This window comes from Mesorhizobium sp. M5C.F.Ca.IN.020.29.1.1 (assembly GCF_003997375.1).
GTDB classification, from domain to species: domain Bacteria; phylum Pseudomonadota; class Alphaproteobacteria; order Rhizobiales; family Rhizobiaceae; genus Mesorhizobium; species Mesorhizobium wenxiniae.
In genome coordinates this window covers 1-6,594 of record NZ_RZSW01000351.1, presented here as the reverse complement: position 1 = coordinate 6,594, position 6,594 = coordinate 1, and the positions used below count along the sequence as shown (strand labels likewise).

The window sequence follows — 6,594 nt, the reverse complement described above, 5'->3', positions numbered from 1 at the left end:
CGCACGGACGGACCAGAGCGCCGCCGTCGAAGACGTTGCGGCGGTGGAGCGTCGTGAGGCAGCGCAGCGCAAGCGGGCGGAAGACACACGACAAGCAGTGTCGGCGGCGCTAGATGAACTCGACCAATGGATCGCCGATCAGTTGCGGCTTGGCCTTTCGGGTTTTATCGACGGCAGCAGCGACCGTTGCCGCCGGATTGCTGCGCGGCTGGTCGACATGAAGGCAACCGCGCTTGCCGGTCGCATCGACGAGATCCCATCGCGGCTGATGGCGCTACGCATCGAAGAAAGACCGGATGCGGCGATCCGCGAGCTCGGCAAGCTTGTGCTGCTGGCCAAGGCGTGGCGGTCGGCGCCTGACGATCCGGAGCTGAAGCGCCTCGTATCGACTTCTGAGACCCGCGAACAGGTTCTGGCCAATCCCGATGCAAGACAGGTCGAAAGCTTCTGGGAAGTTCTGGGCGAGAAGATCGAGAGCCGCCGTGACGGTCTCGTCAGCCATTCGACCTGGCTGCTTGATCTGAAGAGCACTACCCCGCAATTTGCCGTGCTGCTCGATTATTTTCCGGCTTCTGCCGGACGCCGGTCCAACGCTTTTGCTCCGGGCGATCGTTTCGATGCCCGGCTGGTCTTCTATCCATCACGCAAGCCGCTCCGCGCACTGGTGGCGGAGCGCATGGGTGAAGTGATATCCGGCGCGTGGCCTGATTTCAGCTTCGGCGCTGCAAAGGACCCACTCGCCACGCATGCTTCCTATCAGGATGCTGCACCTTGGATTGCCGATTGTCCTCTCATGCTGCCGCCTGGTGCGATCCTGGTCGACGACCGGGGCACAGGCTGGTGGCAGGCTGCGGATGATCCGCAAGGGATCGCCTTGCCGATCGCAGGCGCGGTAAATCAAACATTGCTCGGCCTCGACCTTGCCGCCACGGCAGCGCTCTGGGATGGCGCCCGGCTTGACCTTCTGGCGGCGCAAAGCGGGTTCGGGAGGCTTGACCTGTCGTGAACGAGGGCGAGCAAACAGGCCTGGCGACAATGCGCGATTGCTGGATCACCGGCGGCGCCGCTTTCGATCTGGCTCCGACCGCCTGGAAGACGATCGCCGGCGGTGTAAGTCCCGACGAGCAGGAGCGCCGACTCCTTGCAATCGCAGCACAAGCGCTCGACGTCGCCCTGCGGCCTGCGGCGCCGAAGACACTCAAGCGCCGTCCCCCGCTGCCCAGGCTTGCGCTCCCTATGCTGCCGGAGCGGTTGCGGCCGCTGTTGAGAGCCGCTCTGAAACACGCCGTCGACGCGAGACGCAAGACGCGCGTGGTGACGCTTGTCGCCAGCCGCGGCTTTGTCCTCCATCCGATGGACTGGATGCCCTCGGATCAGAACAGTCCGGACGTCTACGCTCCCTGGATCGACTGGAAAGCAAGCTTCGACGGGGAGAGACATGCCCCACTAGAGAAACTGACGGCGGAAAATTGGGATGAGTTCTATCCCGCCGCGCGACGCATCGCGCTGGCAGACATGCGCCGCAGTGAACCGGCTTCGGCTCGACTGCTGGTCGAGGCCAAGGCGTCGGGCGAGTCCGCCGAGGTCAGGCTTGCGCTCATCGAACTCATGCGCTTCGGCCTGAATCCTGAGGACGCGCCGTTCCTTAAAAGCCTCTCCGCCGACAGGTCCGGCAAGGTGCGCGAACTGGCTGGCCGGCTGCTGGCAAGGTTGGGAGAGCACGGCCGTTCAAACTATGGCGGGGAGGGTGATCCCGCAGCTGAACTCGCCGCGTTCATCAGCGAAGGCAAATCCGGCTTCATCCGCCGCCGCAGCATCTACACGCCGGCGAAGTTGAAATCGCCGGCGCAGGAAAAGCGTCGCGCCGAATTGTTCGAGACCTGCAATCTGGTCGACCTGGCCGCGCGGTTCAATGCTACCGAACCTGAGTTCATAGGAGCCTGGCAATTCGGCGCCGACAACAATGCCGACATCCTGATCGCACGAATGGTCGCCGCTTCGGGGAGCGACGCCGCGGTGACGCAGATGGCGGATACACTTGTCGCGGATGGTGGCAAACCGGCGCTGTTCGTACTGCACCTCACGCCGCGCCTGGACAGTCGCAGAAAACGAGCCCTCGTCCGGCTGATCCTCAAGCAAGCGAATTACCTCAACGCGATCAATCTGGCGGAAGGCATTGATGCTGGCTGGCTGGAATGGGACGATCTTTCGAATGGATCGGCTCTTGCGGCGCTGCGCTCCGCCGTTGCGGGAAACGACGACGCCGTGCGGCGGGGCGCCGACGATATACTGGAAACGATCGGCTTCCTTGCCACAGCGACCACAGCGGCAAAATTGATCGACGAGGTCGTCGCAGCCGGCATGCCGCCTCCAGCCCCATCACTCAGTGTCCTGCGTCTCAACGCGGCGCTGGCCGAGCATCAACCTAGAACCGACACATGATCAATCCGGAGAATTCATATGAACGCTGCCATCCGTCTCCCGGTCGAGCAGGCCTATGCCTCTGAATTGCAGGCGCTGGCGCGCAGTGACGACAGGCAAAGGCCTGCCGGCTGGAGCCTCTCGCCACAGGCTGTGCTGACCTATCTGCTGGGCGGGAAGGCCGGTGACGGCACGCCGGTAACGCCAAAATATGTCGGTCGCCGCCGGTTGATGGAGACCGCGGTGGCAACGCTCGCCACCGACCGCGCATTGTTGCTGCTCGGCGTTCCCGGAACGGCCAAGTCCTGGGTGTCGGAACATCTGGCCGCCGCCATCATGGGCGACTCGACGCTGATCGTGCAGTGCACGGCCGGCACCGACGAGAACCAGATCCGCTATGGCTGGAACTATGCGCAACTTCTGGCAAAGGGCCCGAGCCAGGACGCATTGGTGCCGACGCCGCTCTACCGCGCCATGCAGACCGGCAAGCTCTGCCGACTCGAGGAACTGACGCGCATGGGCTCGGACGTGCAAGACACGCTGATCACCGTGCTTTCCGAAAAGATGATGCCGATCCCGGAATTGAACACATCGATCTATGCCCAGCGCGGCTTCAACATCATTGCCACGGCAAACAATCGGGACAAAGGTGTGAATGAATTCTCCTCGGCACTCAAGCGTCGTTTCAATGTCGTCGTTCTGCCCTTGCCGGAAGACATGGCTGAAGAGGTGGCGATCGTCTCCAAACGGGTCGATGAGATGGCCGGCGGGCTCGACCTGCCGGTGCCGAAAAATGTCGGCGAGGAGATAGCCCGGGTATTGACCATCTTCCGTGAATTGCGCTCCGGCGCGACCGCCGACGGAAAGGTGACGCTGAAGACGCCTTCGGGCTCGCTGTCGACCGCCGAGGCGATCGCGACGATGGTTGGCGGGCTTAGCCAGGCGGCGTGGTTCGACAGCGGCAAGCTCGGCGCCGAAGGTCTTGCCGCCAGCCTTGTCGGCGCGATCGTGAAAGACCCGGTACAGGACAAGGTCGTGCTGGAAGAATACCTGGAAACAGTGCTGAAGAAGCGGCCGGACTATGCCGGCTACTACGCGGCCTTGAACGCAGCGCTCTGACGCCGTGGGACAGGGCGACATCGCCTATTTCGGCATACGCCATCACGGGCCGGGCTCCGCCGACAGCCTCGCGCAGGCATTGCATGATTTGCAGCCGGTCGCCGTGCTGATCGAGGGGCCGAGCGACGCCTCCGCGCTGCTGCCGTTGCTGGCCCGCCCGGAAATGCAGCCGCCGGTAGCACTGCTTTGCTATCCGGAGGAGGATCCGGCTTCGACAAGTTTTTGGCCGTTCGCCGAGTTTTCGCCGGAATATCAGGCGGTGCTTTGGGCCGTGGACAACAAGGCGGCGTTGCGCTTCATCGACCTGCCGTCGTCGGCGCGCTTCTCGGAAGCGGCGGTCGAAGGCGCGGAAAAAGTCGATGCTGACGAAGCGAAGGAATCAAGCGAGCGTGATGATGTGGCTCCGCATCGGCGTGATCCGATAGGGACGCTGGCCCGCGCCGCCGGCTATGAGGATGGCGAAAGCTGGTGGTCGGACATCATCGAGCAGAATCCGGAACCAGGCCCAATATTCGCGGCCATCTCCGACGCGATGATGACGCTGAGGGATGGTGAAGGCTCGATCGCTGAGTTCGAGGCCCAGCGCGAAGCGCATATGCGGCTCGAAATCGCTGTGGCGCGCAAGGAATTCGACGGACCTATCGCCGTCGTCTGCGGGGCGTGGCATGTGCCGGCACTGCAGGCGACACCGCAGAAAAACGATCAAGCCCTGCTCAAGGGGATCGCAAGGCGCAAGAGCACGATGACATGGGCGCCGTGGACGGGACCGCGTCTGGCGCTGGGCTACGGCTATGGCGCGGGCGTCGTCGCACCCGGCTGGTGCAAGCATCTCTGGCGCACGCGCGGCCGGCGCGATGCAGCAACCTTGTGGCTTGCAATGATTGCAGCGGTGCTGCGCGTGAAGGGTCACCTGGTCTCGTCCGCTTCGCTGATCGAAGCGGAGCGGCTCGCCCGCACGCTCGCCGCGATTCGCGAGCGGCCGAAACCCGGGTTTGAGGAATTGCGCGACGCCGCAATTGCGGCTCTGTTCAATGGCGAAGCGTTGCTGTGGGCCCTGGTCGAGGCCGAGCTGCTTCTAGGTGCGGACGTCGGCGAAATTCCACCCGACACGGCGTTGGCGCCGTTGATCGAGGATCTGCAGCGCAACCAGAAGGCCGCGCGGCTGAAACTTGAAGCGCTGGAGCGGGAACTATCCGTCGACCTGCGAAGCGACAGCGGGCTGTTTCGTTCGACATTGCTGCATCGGCTGAACGTGCTTGGTGTGCATTGGGGCAAGTTGACGGACGCCGGTCGCAGCCGTGGCACCTTCCGTGAGCGGTGGACCCTGGCCTGGGAGCCGGAATATGCCGTTCGCCTGGTGGAGAACCTGATCTACGGGCCGACCATCGAAAAGGCTGCCAACGGCCGCCTGATCCAAATGATCGAAGCTGCAGCAACCCTCGATACTCTTGCGGCACTGGTCCAGGGCGCCATCACGGCAGGCCTGTCGGAAGCATCGACGGCCGGTCTTGCGGCCCTGGAGGCGCGCGCGGCGCGCAGCAGCGAATGCCTGGAGATTCTGGCCTCGGTGCCGCCGCTCGCCGACATCATCCGCTACGGCGAGGCCCGCAAAACGGAGACGAACCGGCTTTCCGGCCTCATGGAGCGGCTGATCGTCGAAGGTGCGATCGCGCTTCCCTATGCGGCACGCGACCTGGATGAGCAGGCCGCCGCGGCGCTGGTTAGCGCGATGCGCAAGGCCGATGAGGCGATCAGGCTGGTCGAGCCCGGGGAAGACGTGCTGAACGGATGGCGCAACGGGCTGGCTGCCGTGCTTGAGGGGTCGCGAGCGACGGCGCTGCTGGCCGGATGCGCCGCGCACCTGCTCTATGAGGCCGGCCGCCTGTCCGCCGAAGCCGCAGCCGGGCTGCTCGGGCGACGCCTGTCGCCGGGCACGCCGGTCGCCGAGGCGGCGGGGTTCTTCGAGGGCTTCTTCAGCACAGCCGGTCAACGGCTGATCTATGACGAAGGTCTGCGCGGCGCGGTCGATTCCTGGCTCAAATCTCTCGACGAAGATGCTTTCATCGCGCACCTGCCGTTGCTGCGCCGCGTCTTTTCCAATCTGGACAGCATGGAGCGCCGGCGGCTGATCGAAGCGGTTCTCGGCCGCGCCGCGCGCTTGCCGGCTGGCCTGACGCCGACGCCGGATGGCGGCGAGGCATGGCGCCGACACCTGGAACGGCTTGGACCATTGCTCACGGGAGGAAACGGCAATGGATGACGAGGGCGAAATGAACGGGCCCGGCCCACTCACTGCAAATGCCGGAGGGGAGCGCCGCTGGCGCCTGGCGATCGGCGCCGATGACGAGGCGTCGGCGGCACTTTCCAGCGACGACAAACGACTTTCGGCGGCACTCGATGCTCTCTACGGCGATGGTGCCAGCGCGGCGGCCAGTGACCCGCGCAAGCGGCGTGGCGGGCTTGGCCGTTCGGCACCGCGCGTTGCGCAATGGATGGGCGATATCAGGTCCTTCTTTCCCGCGCAGGTCGTTCAGATTGTCCAGAAGGACGCTTTCGAACGGCTGGACCTGAAGCAGATGCTGATGGAGCCGGAGTTCCTCAAGGCGATCGAGGCCGACGTCAACCTGGTCGCCGACCTGATTTCGCTCCGCTCGGTTATGCCGGCCAAGACCAAGGACATCGCCCGCACGATCATCGCCGACATCGTCGCCAAGCTGATGCAGAAGCTGGAGCAGAAGACCGCCGAGGCGATACGCGGCGCGCTCGACCGATCGAGGCGCACCAACCGTCCGCGTGCGCGCGATATCGACTGGCAGCGCACCATCTCGGCGAACCTTCGCCACTACCAGCCCGAGCACAAAACCATCGTGCCGGAGAAGCTGGTTGGTTTCATGCGCAAGCAGCGCCGGCTGGTCGATCTTGACGAAGTCGTTCTCTGCGTCGACCAGTCCGGCTCGATGGCAAGCTCGGTGGTCTACGCCTCGATCTTCGCGGCGGTGATGGCCTCGCTGCCGGTCGTGCGCACCAAGCTCGTCTGTTTCGATACGGCCATCG

General features: G+C 64.4%; 5 protein-coding genes. All 5 read left to right on the top strand.

Translation table 11 applies throughout. The annotated features are described in order from the left end of the window. The coding region (locus EOA85_RS23745) for an SWIM zinc finger family protein (RefSeq protein WP_127211387.1) at positions 1 to 1,006 on the top strand (1,006 nt) is incomplete at its 5' end. Then, positions 1,003 to 2,442 carry a DUF5691 domain-containing protein gene (locus EOA85_RS23740; protein ID WP_127211386.1) on the top strand — a complete coding sequence of 480 codons (1,440 nt, stop codon included), beginning with the start codon at positions 1,003 to 1,005 and terminating at the stop codon, positions 2,440 to 2,442. The genes EOA85_RS23745 and EOA85_RS23740, both read left to right, overlap by 4 nt. Positions 2,443 to 2,460: 18 nt before the next feature. Further along, a complete protein-coding gene (locus EOA85_RS23735; RefSeq protein ID WP_127211385.1) occupies positions 2,461 to 3,540 on the top strand; it encodes an AAA family ATPase in 1,080 nt (359 codons plus the stop codon). Between the two features lie 4 nt (positions 3,541 to 3,544). Beyond that, positions 3,545 to 5,800, top strand: a complete 2,256-nt coding sequence (locus tag EOA85_RS23730) for a DUF5682 family protein (protein WP_127211384.1) — start codon at positions 3,545 to 3,547, stop codon at positions 5,798 to 5,800. Continuing rightward, positions 5,793 to 6,594, top strand: an 802-nt coding sequence (locus EOA85_RS23725; protein WP_127211383.1) for a VWA domain-containing protein, incomplete at its 3' end; no start/stop codon positions are given. The genes EOA85_RS23730 and EOA85_RS23725, both read left to right, overlap by 8 nt.